The following is a 20815-nucleotide window of genomic DNA, read 5'->3' on the forward strand; positions in this document are numbered from 1 at the left end:
CGGCCCCGAGCGTATCGACAATGGCCGTTCATTGCAGCATACCCCGCCGTAGGGAAAACGCGAAGAGGGGTTTGCGTGGCGCATTGTGCGAACGCGTCAAACGGCGCCGGGCATGGCCCGGCGCTACCGAAGGCAGGACGCGCCTGGTAGCGCCGGGCCATGCCCGGCGGGTGTTTCAAGGTGTGCGGCTGGCTCAACCCTGCTTGCGCACCGGTGCACCGTTGGCCTTGTAATACGGCGCGGTGCTGCGGGCCAGCGGGGTGCGGCCGCGGATCACGTCGGCCAGCTTCTCGGCCATCATGATGGTCGGCGCGTTGAGGTTGCCGGTCACCACCTGCGGCATGATCGAGGCATCGACGATGCGCAGGCCTTCCAGCCCGTGCACGCGGCCCTGGCCGTCGACCACCGCCATCGGGTCATCGGCATGGCCCATCTTGTTCGAGCACGACGGGTGGTAGGCGGTCTCGGCATGCTCGCGCACGAATGCGTCGATCTGCGCGTCGGTCTGCAGCGCGCTGCCCGGCGAGATCTCGCGGCCGCTGTACGGTGCCAGCGCCGGCTGCGCGAAGATCTCGCGGGTGATGCGGATCGCCGCGCGGAACTCACGCCAGTCCTGCTCGTGCGACATGTAGTTGAACAGGATGCTCGGATGTTCGCGCGGATCCTTCGAACGCACGTGGATGCGGCCGCGGCTGGGCGAGCGCATCGAACCGACGTGCATCTGGAAGCTGTGCGCCTTGATCGGGTTGGAGCCGTTGTAATTGATCGCCACCGGCAGGAAGTGGTACTGCAGGTTCGGCCAGTCGAATTCGGCGTCGCTGCGGATGAAGCCGCCGGCCTCGAACTGGTTGCTGGCGCCGATGCCGGTGCCCAGGAACAGCCACTCGGCACCGATCGCCGGCTGGTTGTACAGCTTCAGCGCCGGGGCCAGCGAGACCGGCTTCTTGCACTCGTACTGCAGGTACATCTCAAGGTGGTCCTGCAGGTTGGCGCCGACGCCCGGCAGGTGGTGTACCAGGTCGATGTCCAGGCTGCGCAGCAGGTCGGCCGGGCCCACGCCCGAGCGCTGCAGGATCTGCGGCGAGGCGATGGCGCCGCCGCACAGCAGCACCTCACGGCGGGCGGTGGCACGCTGTGGCTGGTCGTTGTGCAGCCACTGCACGCCCACCGCACGCTTGCCCGAGAACAGGATGCGGTCGGTCAGCGCGTGGGTGACGATGGTCAGGTTCGGGCGCGGCCTGGCCAGGTCCAGGTAGCCGCGGGCGGTGCTGGAACGACGGCCCTTCGGGGTCACCGTGCGGTCCATCGGGCCGAAGCCTTCCTGCTGGTAGCCGTTGAGGTCGTCGGTGCGAGGGTAGCCGGCCTGCACGCCGGCCTCGACCATCGCAGCGAACAGTTCGTTGTTGCCGGCCTTGGGCGTGGTCACGCGCAGCGGGCCATCGCCACCGTGGTAGTCATTGGGTCCGATGTCGCGGGTTTCGGCCTTGCGGAAATACGGCAGGCAGTCCAGGTAGGTCCAATCCTCCAGGCCCGGCATGCTGGCCCAGTTGTCATAGTCCATCGCGTTGCCGCGGATGTAGCACATGCCGTTGATCAGCGACGAGCCGCCCAGGCCCTTGCCGCGTCCGCAGTCCATGCGACGGTTGTTCATGAAGGGCTCCGGATCGGTCTTGTACGCCCAGTTGTAGCGCTTGCCCTGCAGCGGGAAGGCAAGCGCCGCCGGCATCTGGGTACGGAAGTCGAACCGGTAGTCCGGGCCACCGGCTTCCAGCAGCAGCACGCTGACATCGGCATCTTCGGTGAGGCGGGTGGCCAGCACGTTGCCGGCCGAGCCTGCGCCGATGATGATGTAGTCGTACTCGTTATGGGTGCTCATGGGTGTCTCCTGCAGGCCGCGGCGCGCTGCATGCAGGCGTCGCGGCGGAATGTCGGATCGGCGCGGTGGCCGGACGAGGGTGCGCGCTTGCGGCGCGCCGGTCAGAACACGCTGGCGTAGTCGCCCAGCTCGACCTGCACCGACTTGATGCGGGTGTAGTGGCCGAGGGTGGAGATGCCGTTCTCACGGCCGACGCCCGATTCCTTGTAGCCACCGACCGGCATTTCGGCCGGCGATTCACCCCAGGTGTTGATCCAGCAGATGCCGGCTTCCAGGCGGTGGATGATGCGGTGCGCGCGGCTGATGTCCTTGCTGACCACGCCCGCGGCCAGGCCGAAGGTGGTGTCGTTGGCGCGGCGCACCACTTCGTCCTCGTCGTCGTAGGCCAGGATGCTCATCACCGGCCCGAAGATCTCTTCCCGGACAATCGTCATGTCATCGCGGCAGTCGGAGAACACGGTCGGCAGCACGTAGGCACCTTGGGCCAGCGCACCTTCGGTGGCACGGCCGCCACCCGTCAGCAGGCGGGCGCCCTCGGCCTTGCCGCTCTCGATGTAGCGCAGCACGTTTTCCATGTGCGGGAAGCTGGTCAGCGGGCCGAAGTTGGTCTCGGCGTCCATCGGGTCGCCGATGCGGATGCGTTTGACGCGCTCGACCACGGCGGCCTCGAATGCGGCCAGCATGCCGCGCGGCACGAACACGCGGGTGCCGTTGGTGCAGACCTGGCCGGAACTGAAGAAGTTGGCCATTACCGCGATGTCGGCCGCGCGGTCCAGATCGGCGTCATCGCAGATCACCAGCGGCGACTTGCCGCCCAGCTCCATGGTCACTTCCTTCAGCGACGAGGACGCGGCGCTGGCCATGACCTTCTTGCCAGTGGCGACGCCGCCGGTGAAGGAGATCTTCTCGATCACCGGGTGCTCGGTCAGCCACTGGCCGATCTCGCGGCCCGGGCCCTGCACGACGTTGAACACGCCGGCCGGCACACCGGCTTCGGTGTAGATCTCGGCCAGGCGGATCGCGGTCAACGGGGTCACTTCGGAGGGCTTGAACACCATCGCGTTGCCGGCTGCCAAGGCCGGGGCCGACTTCCACATGGCGATCTGGATCGGGTAGTTCCAGGCGCCGATGCCGGCGACCACGCCCAGCGGCTCGCGACGGGTGTAGAAGAAGCTCGATTCGCGCAGCGGCAGCTGGATGCCCTCGATGGCGGTGGCCAGGCCGGCGTAGTACTCGACCACGTCGGCACCGGTGACGATGTCCACGGTGGTGGTTTCGGCCAGCGCCTTGCCGGTGTCCAGAGTCTCCAGCTGGGCCAGTTCGTCGTTGCGCTCGCGCAGGAGCTCGACGGCGCGGCGCAGGATGCGCGAGCGCTCCATGGCCGTCATCGCCGCCCACACCTTCTGGCCTTCGGACGCGCTCTGCACGGCACGCTCGACGTCGGCCTGGCTGGCGACCTGCACCTCGGCGATCACCTCACCGGTGGCCGGGTTGACGGTCTTGAAGGTCTTGCCGCTGGTGGCATCGACGCGCTGGCCGTGGATGTAGAGCTGTTGGACGGGCAGGGTGGTCATGGGGCGTACTCCTTGGAAGGGGGCGGGTGCTGAAGCGCTTATAGCGCGACAGCCTGCAACTGGAAGTCGATGTAGCCGTAAGCGATGCGCCGGGACTTCTCGGCATTGAACTGGCCGCCGACCAGGCTGCCACGCAGCCACAGGCCGTCGATCATCGCGGCCAGGCCACGGGCGGCCAGGCGGGCCTGCGGGTGGGGCAGCAGGCGGTTGAACTGGTGGCACAGGTTGGAGAACAGGCGCTGGTCGTTGGCGCGCTGCAGCCGGGCCAGTTCCGGCTGGTGCATGCTCGCGGCCCAGAAGGTGAGCCAAACGCGCATGGCGGTGCCGTTGATCTGGCTGTCGTCGAAGTTGCCGTCGACGATGGCACGCAACTGCTCGCGGGGGTCATCGCTGGCCTCGGCGCGGTAGCGGGCGACGGCGTCCTTCAGTTCGCGCAGGATCTGCCGCATTGCAGCATTGAGCAGGCCGTCCTTGTCGCCGAAGTAGTGGGCGACGATGCCGCTGGACAGCCCGGCCTTCTTCGCGATGGTGGCGACGGTCGCATCGGCCATGCCGATCTCGTCGATGGTCTGGAAAGTGGCCCGGATCAGCTGCTCGCGCCGTACCGGTTCCACGCCTTTCTTCGGCATTGTCTCTCCACGGTTTGCGACCCGAAGGATCGGGCTGCCCGCCATTATGCTTTTTATTGATTGAACGTTCAATCAATAAACCCTAGGATGCGCTCGCGCCCCACGCCATGGGCCCGGTTTACCGGTCCGGCCCCGCCCATGTGCTCCCTCGGACTTGATGAGACGACCCCATGTCTTCCCTGGCTCATCCCAAGCGTTCGCCCCTGCGCTTGAACCGTTTTGTGTTCTTCAGCTCCTCGGTGTCGATCGGCATCCTCGGGCTGCTCACCGTTCTCTATCCCGAAGGCAGCGAGCACTGGCTGCAATGGGCGCAGGCCGAGGTGTCGGCCGCGTTCGGCTGGTGGTACATGCTGCTGATCGTGCTGTGCCTGGGCTTCGTGCTGTGGCTGGCGTTCTCGCCGTATGGCCGCATCCGCCTGGGCCACAACGAGGAATCACCGGCGTTTGGCTACGTGGCCTGGGTCTCGATGCTGTTCTCGGCCGGCATCGGCATCGCGCTGCTGTACTACGGCGCCTACGAGCCGCTGGACCATTTCCTGCATCCGCCCGGGCAACCCGGCGGCACCGTGGCCGCCGGCCGCGAGGCGATGGTGCTGACCTTCCTGCACTGGGGCCTGCACGGCTGGGCGCTGTATGCGCTGGTCGGTGTGGCACTGGGCTACTTCGCCTACCGCCGCGACCTGCCGCTGGCGCTGCGCTCGGCGCTGTACCCGATCTTCGGTGAGCGCATCCATGGCCGCATCGGCGACATGGTGGATGGCTTCGGCATCCTGGCCACGCTGATCTCGATGGTGACCAACCTCGGCATCGGCGCGCTGGTGGTGCAGTCCGGCCTGGTCTACCTGTTCCACATCCCGGATACGCCGCAGGTGCTGGTGGCGATCGTGCTGGTGATGATGGTGGTGGCCACCATCGGCGTGGTTGCAGGCGTGGAAAAGGGCATTGCCTGGCTCTCCAACCTCAACGTGCGCCTGCTGTGCGGCCTGCTGCTGTTCGTGCTGGTCACCGGCCCGACCCTGCACCTGTTCGATGGCTTGATCCAGAACACCGGCGATTACCTCGGTGCGTTCGTGCGCAAGAGTTTCGACATGTACCTCAACGACCCGAAGGGGCGTGAGTGGATGGGCTCGTGGACGCTGTTCTACTGGGCCTGGTGGATCGCCTGGGCGCCGTTCGTCGGCCTTTTCGTGGCGCGCATCTCGCGGGGACGCACCATCCGTGAAGTTGTCATGGGCGTGCTTCTCATCCCGCTCGGTTTCACCCTGGCGTGGCTGTCGATCTTCGGCAACACCGCCATCGACCTGGTCCTCAACCATGGCCAGGCGATCCTGGGCGACGTGGCCCAGCACGATGCGGCGATGACGCTGTTCAAGCTGCTGGAATACCTGCCCGGGGCGCCGTACGTCGCCGGTGCTGCGGTGGTGATTGGTTTCGTGCTGTTCCTGACCCCGGTCGATTCGGGCACGCTGATGATCGCCAACCTGTGCACCCGTCGTGTTGACGATGGCGTGGAAGATGGGCATGACGCGCCGATCTGGCTGCGCGTGTTCTGGGCCGTCGGTATCACCGTGGCCAGCGTCGGGCTGCTCCTGGCCGGCAATTTCAGCGCAATGCAGACGGCGGTGGTGCTGTGCGGCCTGCCGTTCTCGTTCACCCTGGCGTTCTACATGTGGGGCCTGCTGAAGGCGCTGCGCACCGACCCGGACGCACCGCGCCGGTGATCGGGCACCTGGCGCCCATCGCGGTGCCGCCGGAGATGCCGTAGAGCCAGGGCATGCCTGGCTGCGGAGAAACAGGAAGGGCCGGATCCGCGAGGATCCGGCCCTTTTGTTGTATGGCCGACCAGCAGTCGACTCTACCCAGGTCGAAGCGCTGTCCGCTGGCCAGGCGGTGGCCCCGGTCACATGAAGTTTCGTAGCATTCTGAAAGACACGCAGGACCGTTCGTGGCAATCATTGTTCAACGATCCTTTTCCGGAGTTGAGTCATGGTCCGAATTCTCGGCTGCGCGCTGATGGTCTCGTTCTCCGTGATGGCCCACGCGGCGCCGGATGCGCTGGAGCAGCTGAATTTTCCGGTGACCGCGCTGGGTGAAACGGCGGAACTTCGCTTGCGGCTGGCACCGCATCCAGGTGGGCTGGTCACGTACTCGATCCACACCAATGTCTATGCCAGTGAGGAGAACAGTGGTTACCGGGTGCTGGATGTGCGCTGCCCGCCGGGCTTTCTCTCCAACGTCTACCGGGGAAACACCGGTGCGGTGTGCTATCGCGTAGAAGAAACGCCGCACCCTGCCGGTGAGATGTCGGTGGTGGTGTTTAACGAGAATGCGCCGGACGGGCATCTTGAGTGGGCGGAAGGTCTTTGGTCGCTGGACGCCAGTGGCCCTCCAGTGAAGACGTCGTGGCACCTGTTTGGTGTGCGGCCGTGATCGGAAGGGTCGATGTGTGACCTGACGCGAGCAGGCCCATGTGTAGACGAGAAGGGCCGGATCCGCGAGGATCCGGCCCTTCGTCCTGCAGTGCCGAGCGCGGGCCCGGCTCTGCAGTTGATCGTTACTTGCTGGCCAGCTGGCGCAGCACGTACTGCAGCAGGCCACCATGGCGGAAGTACTCGACTTCCTTCGGGGTCAGCAGCATCACCGAGACCTCAAAGGTCTTCCTGGTGCCATCGGCCTTGGTCGCGGTGACCGTGGCGCGCTTGCTGGCACCGTCCTGCAGGCCGGTGATGTCGATCACTTCCGACCCGTCCAGACCCAGGCTCTGCGCATTCTCGCCGTTGCGGAACTGCAGCGGCAGCACGCCCATGCCTACCAGGTTGGAACGGTGGATGCGCTCGAAGCTCTCGGCGATGACCGCCTTCACTCCCAACAGCAGGGTGCCCTTGGCCGCCCAGTCGCGCGACGAGCCGGTGCCGTATTCCTTGCCGGCCAGCACCACCAGCGGCACCTTTTCAGCCTTGTACTTCATGGCCGCATCGTAGATCGCCAGCTTCTCCGGCTGACCGCCGCCGGCCGGGTAGTACAGGGTGTTGCCGCCTTCCTCGCCACCGAACATCAGGTTCTTGATGCGGATGTTGGCGAAGGTGCCGCGGACCATCACGTCATCGTTGCCGCGGCGGCTGCCGTAACTGTTGAAGTCGGCCGGCTGCACGCCGCGCTCCTGCAGGAAGCGGCCTGCCGGCGAGTCCTTCTTGATGTTGCCGGCCGGGGAGATGTGGTCGGTGGTGATCGAATCGCCGAACAGGCCCATCACGCGTGCACCATGCACGTCGTCGATGCTGCCGGTCTGCATGGTCATGCCATCGAAGTACGGCGGGTTCTTGATGTAGGTGGAGGCATCGCTCCACTCGTACAGGTTGCCGTCTGGCGAGGCGATGGTGTTCCAGCGGGTGTCACCCTTGAACACGTCGGCGTAGTTCTGCTTGAACATCTCCGGGCCGATGGTCGCGGCGATGACATCGCCGATTTCCTTGTTGCTCGGCCAGATGTCGCGCAGGAACACCGGCTGACCATCGCTGCCGGTACCGAGCGGCTGGGTGGTCAGGTCGATGTCGGTGGTGCCGGCGATGGCGTAGGCCACCACCAGCGGCGGGCTGGCCAGGTAGTTCATCTTCACTTCGGGGTGCACGCGGCCCTCGAAGTTGCGGTTGCCCGACAGCACCGAGGTGACCACAAGATCGCCGGCGGCGATGCCGGCGCTGACCTCGGTCGGCAGCGGGCCGGAGTTGCCGATGCAGGTGGTGCAGCCGTAGCCGACCACGTAGAAGCCGATCTTCTCCAGCTCCTTCAGCACGCCGGCCTTTTCCAGGTAGTCGGTGACCACGCGCGAGCCCGGCCCGAGCGAGGTCTTCACCCACGGCTGGCGGTTCAGGCCCTTGGCGGCCGCGTTGCGGGCCAGCAGGCCGGCGCCGATCATCACCGCCGGGTTGGAGGTGTTGGTGCACGAGGTGATGGCAGCGATGACCACCGCGCCGTCCTTCAGCCGCACCTTGCGGCCTTCGATCTCGATGTCGGCGAAGCCCTTGGCCAGCTGCTCGTTGCCGACCGCGGCGCCACCGCCTTCGTTGACGAAGGTGGCAACGTCCTCGCTGCGCTTGTCACGGTTGGCAGTCAGGCCGACCAGCGCTTCGCGGTAGTTCTTCTGCACGTCTTCGAGCAGGACGCGGTCCTGCGGACGCTTCGGGCCGGCCAGCGACGGCTTCACCGTGCCCATGTCCAGTTCCAGCGTGGTGCTGTACTGGGCATGCGGGCTGCCCGGTTCGTGCCACAGTCCTTGCGCTTTGGCATAGGCCTCGACAAGGTTGATCTGCTCTTCGCTTCGGCCGGACAGGCGCAGGTAGTTCAGCGATTCGGCGTCGATCGGGAAGATGCCGCAGGTGGCGCCGTATTCCGGGGCCATGTTGCCGATGGTGGCACGGTCGGCCAGCGGCAGGTGCTGCAGGCCATCACCGTAGAACTCGACGAACTTGCCGACCACGCCCAGCTTGCGCAGCATCTGGGTAACGGTCAGCACCAGGTCGGTGGCGGTGGCGCCCTCGGGCAGCTTGCCGGTCAGCTTGAAGCCGACCACCTGCGGGATCAGCATCGACGACGGCTGGCCGAGCATGGCCGCCTCCGCTTCGATGCCGCCCACGCCCCAGCCCAGCACGCCGATGCCGTTGATCATGGTGGTGTGGCTGTCGGTACCGAACACGGTATCCGGGTAGGCCACGGCCTTGCCATCCTTCTCTGCGGTCATCACCACGCGGGCCAGGTTTTCCAGATTGACCTGGTGCACGATGCCGGTGTTGGGCGGCACCACCTTGAAGTTGTCGAAGGCCTTCTGGCCCCAGCGCAGGAAGCCGTAGCGTTCCTGGTTGCGCTGGAACTCGATCTTGCCGTTGAGGTCCAGCGCGTCGGGCTTGCCGAACACGTCGACCTGCACCGAGTGGTCGATGACCAGTTCGGAGGGAATCTGCGGATTGATCTGCTCCGGCTTGCCGCCGAGCTTGACGACGGCGTCGCGCATCGCGGCCAGGTCGACCACGCAGGGCACGCCGGTGAAGTCCTGCAGGACCACGCGCGCCGGCATGAAGGCGATTTCGGTGTCCGGTTCGGCCGCCGGATTCCAGCGGGCCACGGCTTCGATGTGGTCCTTGCCGACGGTGATGCCGCCATCCTCGTGCCGGAGCAGGTTCTCCAGCAGGATCTTCATCGAGTAGGGCAGGTGGGAGATATCGAAGCGCTGGCCCAGCGTGGGCAGGCTGAAATAGTCGTACGTCTTGCCGCCGACGTTCAGCTGGCTGCGGGTGGAGAACGAATCGCTCATGCGGGGTAACTCCTTCTTGCGGATGGCTTGCAGTGGCCCGCGCATGGCGGGCCTGCTTGCGGTCGCCGGTGGCCTGTTGGCCCCGGAAGTTCCAGTATGAACCCGAAACTGAATGGATTCACCCGGGCCGGGTTCGGCCTGCGGCATCGGTTCCAGACTACAGGGGAGGTTGTATGGCGTATGTCACGTTTGTGGCCGATCCTTTGCGAGGCAAGGGCTGGCGGGGTGCCGGTCCTGTTCAGGGTGGAAGTATGCCCAAGGAAGTATGTATAATTTGTGCATACTCTGGAGGGCCTACCGATGGAAGCCACTGTTGCAGAACGCGGACAGATCACCCTGCCCAAGGCGGTGCGTGATGCCCTCGGCCTGACCAAGGGCACGCTGCTGAAGGTCGAGCTGGACGGCAGCCGCATCATCCTGCGCAAGAGTGTTGACGATGCCATTTCACGGGCGCGCGGCAAGTTCGCGCTGGACGGCTTCGAATCCTCCGACGCAGCGGTACGCGCGGTGCGTGACGAGGAATAAGCCGTGATGATCGCCGTCGATTCACCGGTGCTGGTCGAGCTGCTCAGCAATGGTCCGCAGGCCGATGCCGTGGAGGCCATCCTCCGGCAGAGCCTGGTGGGTGGCCGTGTGGTGGTCTGCGGCGCGACCCTGGCCGAGGTCTGCGCATCGCTGCGCGGCGGCGCCGAGGTGCTCGAAGCGCTGGAAGAAATGGGCGTGCACTTCAACCCGATGGAAGCCAAGTCGGCGCTGCGCGCCGGCGAGATGCACCGCCGTCATCGCCAGCGTGGCGGCAGCCGCCGCAGCCTGGACGAATTCATGGTCGGCGCCCACGCACTGCTGCAGTGCGATGGCCTGATCACCTGGAACGACACGTTTTACCGCGACTACTTCAAGGGCCTGAAGCTGATCGTGCCGCACGCCTGAGCCCACTTTTGATTTTTCAACCTACGCATTACCCGGGAGTTGTCATGTTGGAAGCCTACCGCCACCACGTCGCCGAGCGCGCTGCGCTTGGCATCCCGCCGCTGCCGCTGAGCGCGCAGCAGACGGCCGATGTCATCGAACTGCTGAAGAACCCGCCGCAGGGCGAGGCCGAGTTCCTGCTCGACCTGCTGACCCACCGCGTGCCGGCCGGCGTCGATGACGCAGCCAAGGTCAAGGCGTCGTACCTGGCGGCCATCGCCCTGGGCAGCGAGCAGAACCCGCTGATCAGCCGTGAGCGCGCCACCGAACTGCTGGGCACCATGCTCGGCGGTTACAACGTCGCCCCACTGGTGCAGCTGCTGGACGACGCCAGCGTCGGCACCATCGCCGCCAACGGCCTGAAGAAGACCCTGCTGGTGTTCGATGCGTTCCATGACGTGCAGGAAAAGGCCAAGGCCGGCAACGCCAACGCCCAGGCCGTGCTGCAGAGCTGGGCCGAGGCCGAGTGGTTCACCAGCAATCCGGAAGTGCCGCAGAGCCTGACCGTCACCGTGTTCAAGGTGCCGGGCGAGACCAACACCGACGACCTGTCGCCGGCGCCGGACGCGACCACCCGCCCGGACATCCCGATGCACGCCCTGGCGATGCTGAAGAACAAGCGCGACGACGCGCCGTTCACCCCGGAAGAAGACGGCAAGCGCGGCCCGATCCAGCAGATCCTGTCGCTGAAGGACAAGGGCCACCTGGTGGCCTACGTCGGCGACGTGGTCGGCACCGGCTCCTCGCGCAAGTCGGCCACCAACAGCGTGCTGTGGTGGACCGGCGATGACATTCCGTACATTCCGAACAAGCGTGCCGGTGGCGTGTGCCTGGGCGGCAAGATCGCCCCGATCTTCTACAACACGATGGAAGATGCCGGTGCGCTGCCGATCGAGCTGGACGTGTCGAAGATGGAGCACGGCGACGTCATCGAGCTGCGCCCGTACGAAGGCAAGGCGCTGAAGAACGGCGAGGTGATCGCCGAATTCCAGGTCAAGTCCGACGTGCTGTTCGACGAAGTGCGTGCCGGTGGCCGCATCCCGCTGATCATCGGCCGTGGCCTGACCGGCAAGGCGCGCGAAGCGCTGGGCCTGGCCCCGACCGACCTGTTCCGCCTGCCGGTGCAGCCGGCCGATACCGGCAAGGGCTTCTCGCTGGCGCAGAAGATGGTCGGCCGCGCCTGTGGCCTGCCGGAAGGCCAGGGCATGCGCCCGGGCACGTACTGCGAACCGAAGATGACCTCGGTCGGCTCGCAGGACACCACCGGCCCGATGACCCGTGACGAGCTGAAGGACCTGGCCTGCCTGGGCTTCTCGGCCGACCTGGTGATGCAGTCGTTCTGCCACACCGCCGCCTACCCGAAGCCGGTGGACGTGAAGACCCACCACACCCTGCCGGAGTTCATCTCCACCCGTGGCGGCGTCTCGCTGCGCCCGGGCGACGGCGTGATCCACAGCTGGCTCAACCGCATGCTGCTGCCGGACACCGTCGGTACCGGTGGTGACTCGCACACCCGTTTCCCGGTGGGCATTTCGTTCCCGGCCGGCTCGGGCCTGGTCGCCTTCGCTGCGGCCACCGGCGTGATGCCGCTGGACATGCCGGAGTCGGTGCTGGTGCGCTTCAAGGGCAAGATGCAGCCGGGCGTGACCCTGCGTGACCTGGTCAACGCGATCCCGCTGTACGCGATCAAGTCGGGCCTGCTGACCGTGGCCAAGGCCGGCAAGAAGAACATCTTCTCCGGCCGCATCCTGGAAATCGAAGGCCTGCCGGAGCTGAAGGTCGAACAGGCGTTCGAACTGTCCGACGCCTCGGCCGAGCGTTCGGCGGCCGGTTGCTCGGTGCGCCTGAACAAGGAACCGATCATCGAGTACCTGACCAGCAACATCACCCTGCTGAAGTGGATGATTGCCGAGGGTTACCAGGATCCGCGTTCGCTGCAGCGTCGCATCGAGAAGATGGAAGCCTGGCTGGCCAACCCGCAGCTGCTGGAGCCGGATGCGGACGCCGAGTACGCCGCCGTCATCGAGATCGACCTGGCCGACATCCACGAGCCGATCGTGGCCTGTCCGAACGACCCGGACGACGTGAAGACGCTGTCCGAAGTGGCCGGTGCCAAGATCGACGAAGTGTTCATCGGTTCGTGCATGACCAACATCGGTCACTTCCGCGCCGCGGCCAAGCTGCTGGAAGGCAAGCGTGACCTGCCGACCCGCCTGTGGGTGGCCCCGCCGACCAAGATGGACGCCTCGGAGCTGACCAAGGAAGGCGTGTACGGCACCTTCGGCGCTACCGGCGCACGCATGGAAATGCCGGGCTGCTCGCTGTGCATGGGCAACCAGGCGCAGATCCGCGAGGGTTCCACCGCGATGTCGACCTCGACCCGCAACTTCCCGAACCGCCTGGGCCGCAACACCAACGTGTACCTGGGCTCGGCCGAACTGGCCGCGATCTGCTCGCGTCTGGGCCGCATCCCGACCAAGGAGGAGTACATGGCGGACATCGGCGTGATCAACGCCAATGGTGCGGAGATCTACCGCTACATGAACTTCGACCAGATCGAGGAATATCAGGACGTGGCCAAGACGGTCGCTGCCTGATGCGGTAGTGCCGGCCGCTGGCCGGTATCCCGTTGAAACGAAGAACCCCCGGTGAGAACCGGGGGTTTTTTGTGGGCAGGGCACTTTCGGACAAATTGTATGTCTCTGGCGACGCATGGCGCCTACCGTGGATGCCCACCATTCGGGTCTTGCCTGAGATGCGCCATTCATTTCTGCTGACGACTCCCAGCCCTGCCCATCGCCGCAGCGTCATCACCCAGGCCTTCGGGGCTCTGCTGGCCTCCGTACTTCTGACCATGGCGCCATCGGTCGGCGCAACGCCGGCGTCTGCGATGCCGCTGTCTATCAAGCCGCCGCCCCGTCTCGACAGGACTACACGCCACAGCCTCTGTCATGAGGGTCGCTGCGTGGTGCTGGATGGCACGGGCCGGCAACTGGTCGAGCATCGGGGAATGCAATACCTCCGCCCCTTCAAAAATGGGGTGGCGGTCTTCGAAAGGGGGGAGAACAGGGGCGTCATGAATTCAGAAGGGCGTATCGTCCTTGAAGCGCATTACGACTCGGTTGAGGTACATGGCAACGGGATGATCGAAGCCAAGGTATTGCTGCGGAGCCCGCCCAAGGCGTACACGCGAATCGACTTCTTCAATGCACGAGGCCGATTGGTGCGTCGGTTTGAGGAGAAAGGCGAGATCGATCTCCTGCGCTCGGCGTCCTGGGCAGGAAACCCGGCTGTAGAACTCTGCAACAGTGAAAAGCGGCGCTGCACGACCCACTTCCTTGACGCAAAGGGCAGGTCCGGTCCCGTTTTCAGTGTCTTTGGTAGCTTTGGTCCCGTGGGTCATGAGGGGGAAGTGGCCATCGCTTCGCGCGATGGTGTCCACTTTGGCCTGGTTGATCGATCACTGGCAGGCATAGGGCGCCAGGCCTACGATCAGATGACCTTCAACAGTTCGGGTTTCGCGCTCGCCACCCAGGGCGGGAACGACACGGTGCTGGATCCCCACGGGGTGCAAGTGGCGCCCATGGGTCGATATCGGTTCAAGTTTGGTCGGGGTGGGTACCTGCTTTCTGCGGTAGCCGAAGACGGCCAGTGCCTGCATTTCACGCGCGCGGGTTTGATATTTCCGACGCCTGCAGGCCACTGTATGAAGACAGATGAGTTCGCTGAACGAGTGGGGTATGTAATCTTCAGTTCGGAAGATGATGAATACGTTGTAGGCCTGGATGGGTCGCTGCGCTCCCTGCAACGCGCTGCAGGCCTGCATCCGTTGAACCGCAGGATCGTCGAGTATCAAAAGCCCGGCGAAGCGGGGGTGCGTTTCATGATGCTGGAAGATGGCAGCATCTCATCTTCCCTGTACTACCGACTTGCGCCTTTTCAAACCGCGGAAGGACTGGATGACCAACTGCTGTTGGCCCAAGCCGATGGAGGATGGGGTGTAATAGATGCTACGGGTGCTTGGCTGATTCCTCCTCGCTACCGTCGAATAAGACCATTGGGTCCGAATCTGGTCGCGGCATTCGAACGGCCGGGATATGACCCCGGGTATCACATACTCGATCTGCGTGGCAATGCGGTGGCTGATTTCACGCTGCATGATCCCTTACCGGATTTTTTGGCGGATGGAACAAGAGTCTATGCGCTCTCACTACGTGGCCGTTGGGGTCTTCTGGATGAGTCGGGGCGGTGGAGGCTGGCGCCCCGCTACGGCTACGTGAATGTTTCGAAAGGCCTGGTTTCCGTGCGTGAGCGAAACAGTGCCGGTGATATTACGGTTAATTTTCTTGACCCGGACACAGAAACGACGCTGTTCGAACAGGGATTTCTATCGATTCATTCTCGACCGGATGGTCTGTTTGAGACGTTGAAGACAGATCAGACCTTGGAGCTGATCAAGCTTGACGGGACCGTTCTGGGGCGTCTGCATCCTCGTCCCAGCCAATAGTCGGACCATTGACTGCTTGGTATGGCTGGAGCCTGGTGCGATCCAAATGGAAGATCTGGGCGTGTTGGAAACAACGCAACGCTCAGGCTTCCGGCGCTACTGCACGGTCCAGTCTGCGCTGCCTTCCAGCCGACGGCCGCCGATCAGCACGTTGCCGCTCTTACCGGAGACATCCATCTCGAACCAAGGCAGTCCATCACGGTCAAGTGGACGCACGTAGGCCTGGCGCTTTGCACGGTTGAATTCGATGTAGTAGCGGCGATGCACGTTGGGGTACGGCGGGATAGACGGACCTTTCCAGCTGACGCTTACCGCGCCGGGATCTTCGCGACCCACCAGCATCAGCATGAAGAACACATCACCCTGCTTGGCCTCGAAGTAGAACAGATCGCCACTGGCGCTGGCGGGTGCCAGTGGCAATGAAAGCAGTACGGCCGCCAGGGCGGCCTTCCATATGCCTTTGATCATGTGCAGCATTCCTTGTGCAATACCGCTATCAAAGCACACATGCGGGTAGCGCGTTGAAACGAAGAACCCCGATGAAAGCCGGCACCTTTTCTTGTTGCCTGATGGCCTGTACCGCCGAGTCCATGCTTGGCTGCTGTTCGTGCGATGCGCGATGAGTCGAGCGCGGCTCGACTCTACAAAGGCATCCACGCATGGCGTGGATCTACTGCCCGCGGAGTCCTTGAGCCGGGGCGCGCTATCAGCCGCGAGCGAGCGCCAGCAGCCGCTCGGCAATCCGTTCCAGTGGCACCTGTTCCTCAGCGGCGCCGAGTTTGAACGCTGCACCGGGCATGCCCCAGACCACGCTGGTGGCCTCGTCCTGCACCAGTGTCGGCGCGCCGGCCTGGCGCATTTCCAGCAGGCCGCGTGCGCCGTCGTCACCCATGCCGGTGAGGATGGCCCCGATGGCATTGCCACCCGCGCTCTGCGCGACCGAGCGGAACAGCACGTCCACCGCCGGCTTGTGCCGGTTCACCGCTGGGCCGTCGTCGACTCGGCAGCGCCAGCGTGCACCGTCACGGATGATGCGCAGGTGCTTGCCGCCGGGTGGCAGGTAGGCATGGCCGGGCAGCACCGCTTCGCCGTCGCTGGCCTCGCGCACAGCCATGGCCGAGTGGCGGTCCAGGCGTTCGGCGAAGGCGCTGCTGAAGCTGGCCGGCAGGTGCTGGGTCATCACCACGGCGGGCGCGTCGGCAGGCATGCCTTCCAGCACCACGCGCAGCGCTTCGGTGCCACCGGCTGACGAGCCGATCGCGATCAGGCGGTCGGTGGTACGGAACTGCGGCGAGGCAGCACGCGTTGCCGGCGCTGCGTCCAGCGTGAGCTTCGGGGCGGCCGCGCGCACCAGCGGTCGCACCCGCGAGCGCGCCGCCATCTTCACCTTGGCGATGATTTCGTCGGCGTAGCCCTGCAGGCCGCGTGCGACGTCCAGCTTGGGCTTGGAGACGAAGTCCACCGCGCCCAGTGCCAGCGCCTGCAGCGTGGTGTCGGCGCCGCGTTCGGTCAGCGAAGAAATCATCACCACCGGCAGCGGGTGCAGCCGCATCAGGTTTTCCAGGAACGCCAGGCCGTCCATGCGCGGCATTTCCACGTCAAGCGTGATCACGTCCGGGGCCAGGCGCTTGATCTTCTCACGCGCCAGCAGCGGATCTGCGGCGGTGCCGACCACGTCGATGGCCGGGTCGCTGGACAGGATTTCCGTGAGCATCTGCCGCACGACGGCAGAGTCGTCGACGATCAGGACCCGGCAGGGGGCGTTGCCGGTCAGGGTCATTCGAACAACTCCACGCCGCCGGTGACCGGGGCCTTGGACAGACGTGCACGCACGGCCGATTCGGTGGCAGCCACTTCGGCTTCGTGGGCATGCGGCAGGCGCTGCACCACCACGCGGCCGGTATCGGCGAAGAACCAGATCTTGCGCGGATGGATGCCGCACAGGTCCTCGGCGATGATCGGGATATGCTCGGCCTGCAGGTACTGGCGCACGAACTCGGCGTTACGGGTACCGACCGGATTGCTGGTGAATCCCTTGAGCACGTTGGCGCCGCCGAACACCTTGGCCTCGATGCGCTTGCGGTGGGCGCCGCGCTTGAGCATGTCGTTGATCAGCAGTTCCATCGCGTAGCTGCCGTAGCGCGCGGGCGCGCCGTCGCCGGCATTGCCCTCGGGCAGCAGGAAATGGTTCATGCCACCGATCTTCAGCACGGGGTCCCGCAGGCAGGCCGCCACGCAGGAACCCAGCGTGGTGGTCAGCGCGGTGGTGTCGTCCACCACCAGGTACTGGGTCGGCAGCAGCTTGGCGGCAATGGTCTGGAAGCGCGCATCCTGGTAGCGCATCACATCGTCGGTACGCAGCGAGGCGTTCATGCACCGGCCTTTGCCGCGCGGCGGTACAGGGTGCGGCCACAGGGCTGGATCAGGTCGGCGGCGTGCAGGTAGTTCTCCGAGTGTCCGGTGTAAAGCAGGCCGTCATCGGCCAGGTGCTGTACCAGCCGGCCGAGGATTGCGCGCTGGGTTGGCTTGTCGAAGTAGATCATCACGTTGCGGCAGAACAACGCATCGAACGGGCCGCCGACGTCGTAGCGCGGGGCAAGCAGGTTCAGTGGGCGGAACTCGATCAGCTCGCGCAGTGCCGGCAGCACGCGGCACTGGCCCTCGTTGGGGCCGCTGCCGCGCTGGAAGTAGCGCCGGCGCAGGTCCGGGTCGAGGTTGGTCACACGGTCGATGTTGTAGACACCTCGGCCGGCGGTGGCCAGCACCTGGGTGTCGACGTCGGTGGCGATGATGCGCACCGGCGGCTTCAGCGTACCGAAGGCCTCACAGGCGGTAATCGCCATTGAATAGGGTTCTTCGCCGGTGGACGCTGCGCACGACCACAACAGCAGCGGCGTGCGGCTGGAGCGCTGCTGCAGCTCCTCGCGCAGCTTGTCGAAGTGATGCGGTTCGCGGAAGAACGAGGTCAGGTTGGTGGTCAGGGCGTTGGTGAACGCCTGCCACTCGTCGCCATCTTCCTGCTCAAGGTGGTCCAGATACTGCTGGAAGCTGCGCATGCCCAGCGTGCGCAGGCGGCGCGACAGGCGGCCATAGACCATGTCGCGCTTGGCCGGAGCGAGGGCGATGCCCACGCGCTGGTAGATCAGGTCGCAGACGCGGCGGAAATCACGGTCGGCGAACTCGAATTCGCGCGGGCCGGTGACGATGGGAGTAGGACTATGCACGGGGGACGTGTCCATCGGCAGAGGCGGCGGCCGAAGCCGCTGCGGGTGGGTCTCAGAATTCCTGCCAGTCGCTGTCGCTGGCGGCGAAGGTGCGGGCGTTGCTGCTGCGACGTACCGGCGCGGGCGTTCCGGTCGGCTGCGGACGTGCCACGGTGGTGATGCACGCCGATTCCACGCGTTCGGCGACAGCCTTCACTGCGGCGGAGACCTGGTTGTCGAGGCGGAAGATCGCCACGGCATCGGCCAGCTGCGCGGCCTGGTCTTCCATCGCACGCGCGGCGGCGGTGGCTTCCTCCACCAGCGCAGCGTTCTGCTGAGTGGTTTCGTCCATCTGCACCACGGTCTGGTTGACCTGCTCGATGCCGGCGCTCTGCTCCTGCGAAGCGGCAGAGATCTCGGCCATGATGTCGGTCACGCGCTGCACCGAGGCGACGATCTCGCCCATCGTGCTGCCGGCCTGGTGCACCAGGCTGGAGCCTTCGGTGACCTTGCCGACCGAATCGTCGATCAGGCCCTTGATCTCCTTGGCCGCAGCGGCCGAACGCTGGGCGAGGGTACGCACTTCGCTGGCGACCACTGCGAAGCCGCGACCCTGTTCACCGGCACGCGCGGCTTCCACGGCAGCGTTCAGCGCCAGGATGTTGGTCTGGAACGCGATGCCGTCGATCACCGAGATGATCTCGGCGATCTTTTTCGACGAGGCCTCGATGGCGGACATGGTACTGACCACCTGGCCGACCACGCTGCCGCCCTGGGAGGCAACAGACTGCGCGCCGATGGCGAGCTGGTTGGCCTGGCGGGCGTGTTCGGCATTCTGGCGCACGGTGGAGGTCAGTTCCTCCATCGAGGCTGCGGTTTCTTCCAGGTTGGCGGCCTGCTGCTCGGTGCGGCGTGACAGATCACTGTTGCCGGAGGCGATCTCGCCGGCGGCGAGCGTGATGCTCGAAGCACTGGCCTGGATCTGGCCGACGATCTGGGTCAGCTGTGCGACGGTGGTGTTGGCATCGTCGCGCATCCGTGCGAACACGCCCTGGTAGTCGCCGTGCATGCGCGCGGTCAGGTCACCTTCGGCGATGGCCGACAGCAGCTGCGAGAGCTTGCCGAGGTTGTCATCGCTGACCGCCATCATCGCGTTGAGGTTTTCCAGCATGAGGCGGAAATCGTGATCGAAGCGCTGCGCGTCGCCACGGCGGCTGAAGTCGCCCGCGGCGGCGGCACTGGCCAGCTGCTTGATCTCGGCATTGATGCGGCCGAGGTTGGCCTTGACCGTGTCGACGGTGGTGGTCATTGCGGCCTTCTCGCCTGGGTAGCGCGCGATGTCGCGGCTGAGGTCGCCGACCGCGTACTGCTGCACCACATCCAGCACATCGTGCAGGGTCTGCACGTGGCTGCCGACCAGGGCGTTGGTCTCCTGCACCATCAGCCCATACTCACCGGGGAACGCACTGGCGTCGATGCGGTAGCTCAGTTCGCCGCCATCGTGGCGGCGGGCCATTTCGCGCTGGCCGTTGATTACTGCGTGCAGCTGCTGCTGCATGCCGGACATCGCCTCCAGCAGGCGGCCGGGCTCGTCGTGCGGCTGTGGGCCGATATGGCTGTCCAGCTTGCCGTTGGCGATGCCTTCGGCGACGGCGGTAGCCTGCTTCAGCGGGCGCGCGATACGGTTGCCGATGACCCAGCTCAGGGCCAGCACGATCAGCACCAGTACACCACCGGAGATCGCCATGATGGCGGTGAACACCAGCGCCTGCCGCTGCACGTCGTCCATGTAGACGCCGCTGCTGACTACCCAGTTCCACGGCGCGAACAGGCCGGCGTAGGCGACCTTCTCGACCTCGCCCTTGCTGCCCGGCTTGGCCCATCGATAGTTGACGAAGCCACCGCCGGCCTTGGCCGCTTCGACCTGGTCGTAATAGATGCGCACGCCGTCGTCGGTGCGGAAGTCCTTCATGTCCTTGCCGACCAGGTCCTTGCGGAACGGGTGCATCAGCAGGCGGTAGCCGGTGTCGTAGATGTTGAAGTAGTACGTATCGTTCTCGGCGCGCATCACTTCCAGGGCCTGCAACGCGGCGCTCTTCGCGGCGTCCTCGCTGAGTTCGCCGGTGCCGGCCAGACGGTGGTAGTGCTGAAGGATGCCGTAGCTGAGTTCGACCTGGGTCTTCAGCGCGGTCTTGCGGGTCTCGGTGAGGTCCAGGTACTGCATGCGGGCGGCGATCACCGAGAGCGCGATCACGCCGAGCGCGATGAGCAGCGTCAGCAGGTTGAGCTTGCGCCGGACGGAGAGATTGCTGAAGTAGTGTTGCCAGCGATGCAGGAGATTCATCGAGCAGGACCAGGTCGAAACGGGCGGGCGGCGCCGAGCCGGTCACGGCGGGACAAGCGGTGACAACCCCGTTATCGGCCGCTGGGGCGGGGGATTGAGGTGCGGTGTCGGAACGTATTCAGGTTTCCTTGCAGCGGCGGCTGTGGCGCTGCCTGCGGCAGGCTTTTGAAGCAACAGCAACAGCAACAGCAGTTGGTCGGCGGTCGCGAGTTGCGAGGGGGGCCGGGCCAGGGTGGGTTGGCGGGAGACGCCGTAAACCCGTCCCTGAAGTGACCCCCGAGACTTGGACAGGGGTCAGGCGGCCGATTGGGCCTGTTGGGCCTGCTCCCGGTACTGTACCGGGCTCAGGCCCTTCAATTTCAATTTGATTCGCTCTTGGTTGTAGTACTGGATGTATTCCACCAG

16 protein-coding genes are annotated in these 20815 nt (G+C 65.3%); 6 read left to right on the forward strand and 10 right to left on the reverse strand.

The window, feature by feature from the left end; genetic code table 11:
• Positions 1 to 193: 193 nt before the first annotated feature.
• The 3 genes from betA to betI all read right to left on the reverse strand — a co-directional run bounded on the left by betA (position 194) and on the right by betI (position 4079).
• Positions 194 to 1876, reverse strand: coding sequence for a choline dehydrogenase (betA, locus tag AC5P8J_RS15400; protein WP_111104172.1), 1683 nt, complete (start codon positions 1874 to 1876; stop codon positions 194 to 196).
• A 101-nt stretch (positions 1877 to 1977) separates the two neighbouring features.
• Entirely contained in the window at positions 1978 to 3450 is a 1473-nt protein-coding gene (betB, locus tag AC5P8J_RS15405; RefSeq protein WP_111104174.1) for a betaine-aldehyde dehydrogenase, read from the reverse strand.
• Between the two features lie 38 nt (positions 3451 to 3488).
• A complete protein-coding gene (betI, locus tag AC5P8J_RS15410) occupies positions 3489 to 4079 on the reverse strand; it encodes a transcriptional regulator BetI (RefSeq protein ID WP_111104176.1) in 591 nt (196 codons plus the stop codon).
• Between the two features lie 170 nt (positions 4080 to 4249).
• Here betI and AC5P8J_RS15415 point away from each other — a divergent pair, with 170 nt between their 5' ends.
• Entirely contained in the window at positions 4250 to 5800 is a 1551-nt protein-coding gene (locus tag AC5P8J_RS15415) for a BCCT family transporter (RefSeq protein ID WP_111104178.1), read from the forward strand.
• A 265-nt stretch (positions 5801 to 6065) separates the two neighbouring features.
• Positions 6066 to 6509, forward strand: a complete 444-nt coding sequence (locus AC5P8J_RS15420) for a hypothetical protein (protein WP_164145256.1) — start codon at positions 6066 to 6068, stop codon at positions 6507 to 6509.
• A 124-nt stretch (positions 6510 to 6633) separates the two neighbouring features.
• On the opposite strand, the gene acnA is transcribed toward AC5P8J_RS15420, so the two are convergent.
• A complete protein-coding gene (acnA, locus tag AC5P8J_RS15425) occupies positions 6634 to 9387 on the reverse strand; it encodes an aconitate hydratase AcnA (protein WP_207050142.1) in 2754 nt (917 codons plus the stop codon).
• A gap of 300 nt (positions 9388 to 9687) precedes the next feature.
• Here acnA and AC5P8J_RS15430 point away from each other — a divergent pair, with 300 nt between their 5' ends.
• The 4 genes from AC5P8J_RS15430 to AC5P8J_RS15445 all read left to right on the forward strand — a co-directional run bounded on the left by AC5P8J_RS15430 (position 9688) and on the right by AC5P8J_RS15445 (position 14863).
• Positions 9688 to 9912 carry an AbrB/MazE/SpoVT family DNA-binding domain-containing protein gene (locus tag AC5P8J_RS15430; protein ID WP_005409505.1) on the forward strand — a complete coding sequence of 75 codons (225 nt, stop codon included), beginning with the start codon at positions 9688 to 9690 and terminating at the stop codon, positions 9910 to 9912.
• Between the two features lie 6 nt (positions 9913 to 9918).
• Positions 9919 to 10317, forward strand: a complete 399-nt coding sequence (locus AC5P8J_RS15435) for a type II toxin-antitoxin system VapC family toxin (protein WP_005416402.1) — start codon at positions 9919 to 9921, stop codon at positions 10315 to 10317.
• A 44-nt stretch (positions 10318 to 10361) separates the two neighbouring features.
• Positions 10362 to 12953 carry a bifunctional aconitate hydratase 2/2-methylisocitrate dehydratase gene (gene acnB, locus AC5P8J_RS15440; protein ID WP_049395322.1) on the forward strand — a complete coding sequence of 864 codons (2592 nt, stop codon included), beginning with the start codon at positions 10362 to 10364 and terminating at the stop codon, positions 12951 to 12953.
• Positions 12954 to 13111: 158 nt separating this feature from the next.
• On the forward strand, positions 13112 to 14863 hold the full coding sequence (locus AC5P8J_RS15445) for a WG repeat-containing protein (protein ID WP_495216945.1): 1752 nt from the start codon (positions 13112 to 13114) through the stop codon (positions 14861 to 14863).
• A gap of 96 nt (positions 14864 to 14959) precedes the next feature.
• On the opposite strand, the gene AC5P8J_RS15450 is transcribed toward AC5P8J_RS15445, so the two are convergent.
• The 6 genes from AC5P8J_RS15450 to AC5P8J_RS15475 form a co-directional block, all read right to left on the reverse strand.
• Positions 14960 to 15331: a hypothetical protein gene (locus AC5P8J_RS15450; protein ID WP_134731698.1), complete on the reverse strand. Its 372-nt coding sequence runs from the start codon at positions 15329 to 15331 to the stop codon at positions 14960 to 14962.
• Between the two features lie 238 nt (positions 15332 to 15569).
• Positions 15570 to 16643, reverse strand: coding sequence for a protein-glutamate methylesterase/protein-glutamine glutaminase (locus AC5P8J_RS15455; RefSeq protein WP_021202077.1), 1074 nt, complete (start codon positions 16641 to 16643; stop codon positions 15570 to 15572).
• The gene (cheD, locus tag AC5P8J_RS15460) at positions 16640 to 17236 is read right to left on the reverse strand and encodes a chemoreceptor glutamine deamidase CheD (RefSeq protein WP_014037083.1); all 597 of its coding nucleotides are present in this window, start codon (positions 17234 to 17236) and stop codon (positions 16640 to 16642) included. Before cheD ends, AC5P8J_RS15455 begins: the two co-directional genes overlap by 4 nt.
• Positions 17233 to 18102: a CheR family methyltransferase gene (locus AC5P8J_RS15465; protein WP_346474669.1), complete on the reverse strand. Its 870-nt coding sequence runs from the start codon at positions 18100 to 18102 to the stop codon at positions 17233 to 17235. Before AC5P8J_RS15465 ends, cheD begins: the two co-directional genes overlap by 4 nt.
• A 37-nt stretch (positions 18103 to 18139) precedes the next feature.
• Positions 18140 to 20410 carry a methyl-accepting chemotaxis protein gene (locus AC5P8J_RS15470; protein WP_111104189.1) on the reverse strand — a complete coding sequence of 757 codons (2271 nt, stop codon included), beginning with the start codon at positions 20408 to 20410 and terminating at the stop codon, positions 18140 to 18142.
• 294 nt (positions 20411 to 20704) lie between these two features.
• A partial coding sequence (locus AC5P8J_RS15475) for an IS3 family transposase (RefSeq protein ID WP_288042072.1) occupies positions 20705 to 20815 on the reverse strand: 111 nt, incomplete at its 5' end.

The organism is Stenotrophomonas sp. YJH_SMC_37 (genome assembly GCF_059370035.1).

Bases quoted from the DNA above. Each gene is read 5' to 3' on its own strand.
- betA (WP_111104172.1), bottom strand. From the start codon at position 1,876: ATGAGCACCCATAACGAGTACGACTACATCATCATCGGCGCAGGCTCG.
- betB (WP_111104174.1), bottom strand. From the start codon at position 3,450: ATGACCACCCTGCCCGTCCAACAGCTCTACATCCACGGCCAGCGCGTC.
- betI (WP_111104176.1), bottom strand. From the start codon at position 4,079: ATGCCGAAGAAAGGCGTGGAACCGGTACGGCGCGAGCAGCTGATCCGG.
- AC5P8J_RS15415 (WP_111104178.1), top strand. From the start codon at position 4,250: ATGTCTTCCCTGGCTCATCCCAAGCGTTCGCCCCTGCGCTTGAACCGT.
- AC5P8J_RS15420 (WP_164145256.1), top strand. From the start codon at position 6,066: ATGGTCCGAATTCTCGGCTGCGCGCTGATGGTCTCGTTCTCCGTGATG.
- acnA (WP_207050142.1), bottom strand. From the start codon at position 9,387: ATGAGCGATTCGTTCTCCACCCGCAGCCAGCTGAACGTCGGCGGCAAG.
- AC5P8J_RS15430 (WP_005409505.1), top strand. From the start codon at position 9,688: ATGGAAGCCACTGTTGCAGAACGCGGACAGATCACCCTGCCCAAGGCG.
- AC5P8J_RS15435 (WP_005416402.1), top strand. From the start codon at position 9,919: ATGATCGCCGTCGATTCACCGGTGCTGGTCGAGCTGCTCAGCAATGGT.
- acnB (WP_049395322.1), top strand. From the start codon at position 10,362: ATGTTGGAAGCCTACCGCCACCACGTCGCCGAGCGCGCTGCGCTTGGC.
- AC5P8J_RS15445 (WP_495216945.1), top strand. From the start codon at position 13,112: ATGCGCCATTCATTTCTGCTGACGACTCCCAGCCCTGCCCATCGCCGC.
- AC5P8J_RS15450 (WP_134731698.1), bottom strand. From the start codon at position 15,331: ATGATCAAAGGCATATGGAAGGCCGCCCTGGCGGCCGTACTGCTTTCA.
- AC5P8J_RS15455 (WP_021202077.1), bottom strand. From the start codon at position 16,643: ATGACCCTGACCGGCAACGCCCCCTGCCGGGTCCTGATCGTCGACGAC.
- cheD (WP_014037083.1), bottom strand. From the start codon at position 17,236: ATGAACGCCTCGCTGCGTACCGACGATGTGATGCGCTACCAGGATGCG.
- AC5P8J_RS15465 (WP_346474669.1), bottom strand. From the start codon at position 18,102: ATGGACACGTCCCCCGTGCATAGTCCTACTCCCATCGTCACCGGCCCG.
- AC5P8J_RS15470 (WP_111104189.1), bottom strand. From the start codon at position 20,410: ATGAATCTCCTGCATCGCTGGCAACACTACTTCAGCAATCTCTCCGTC.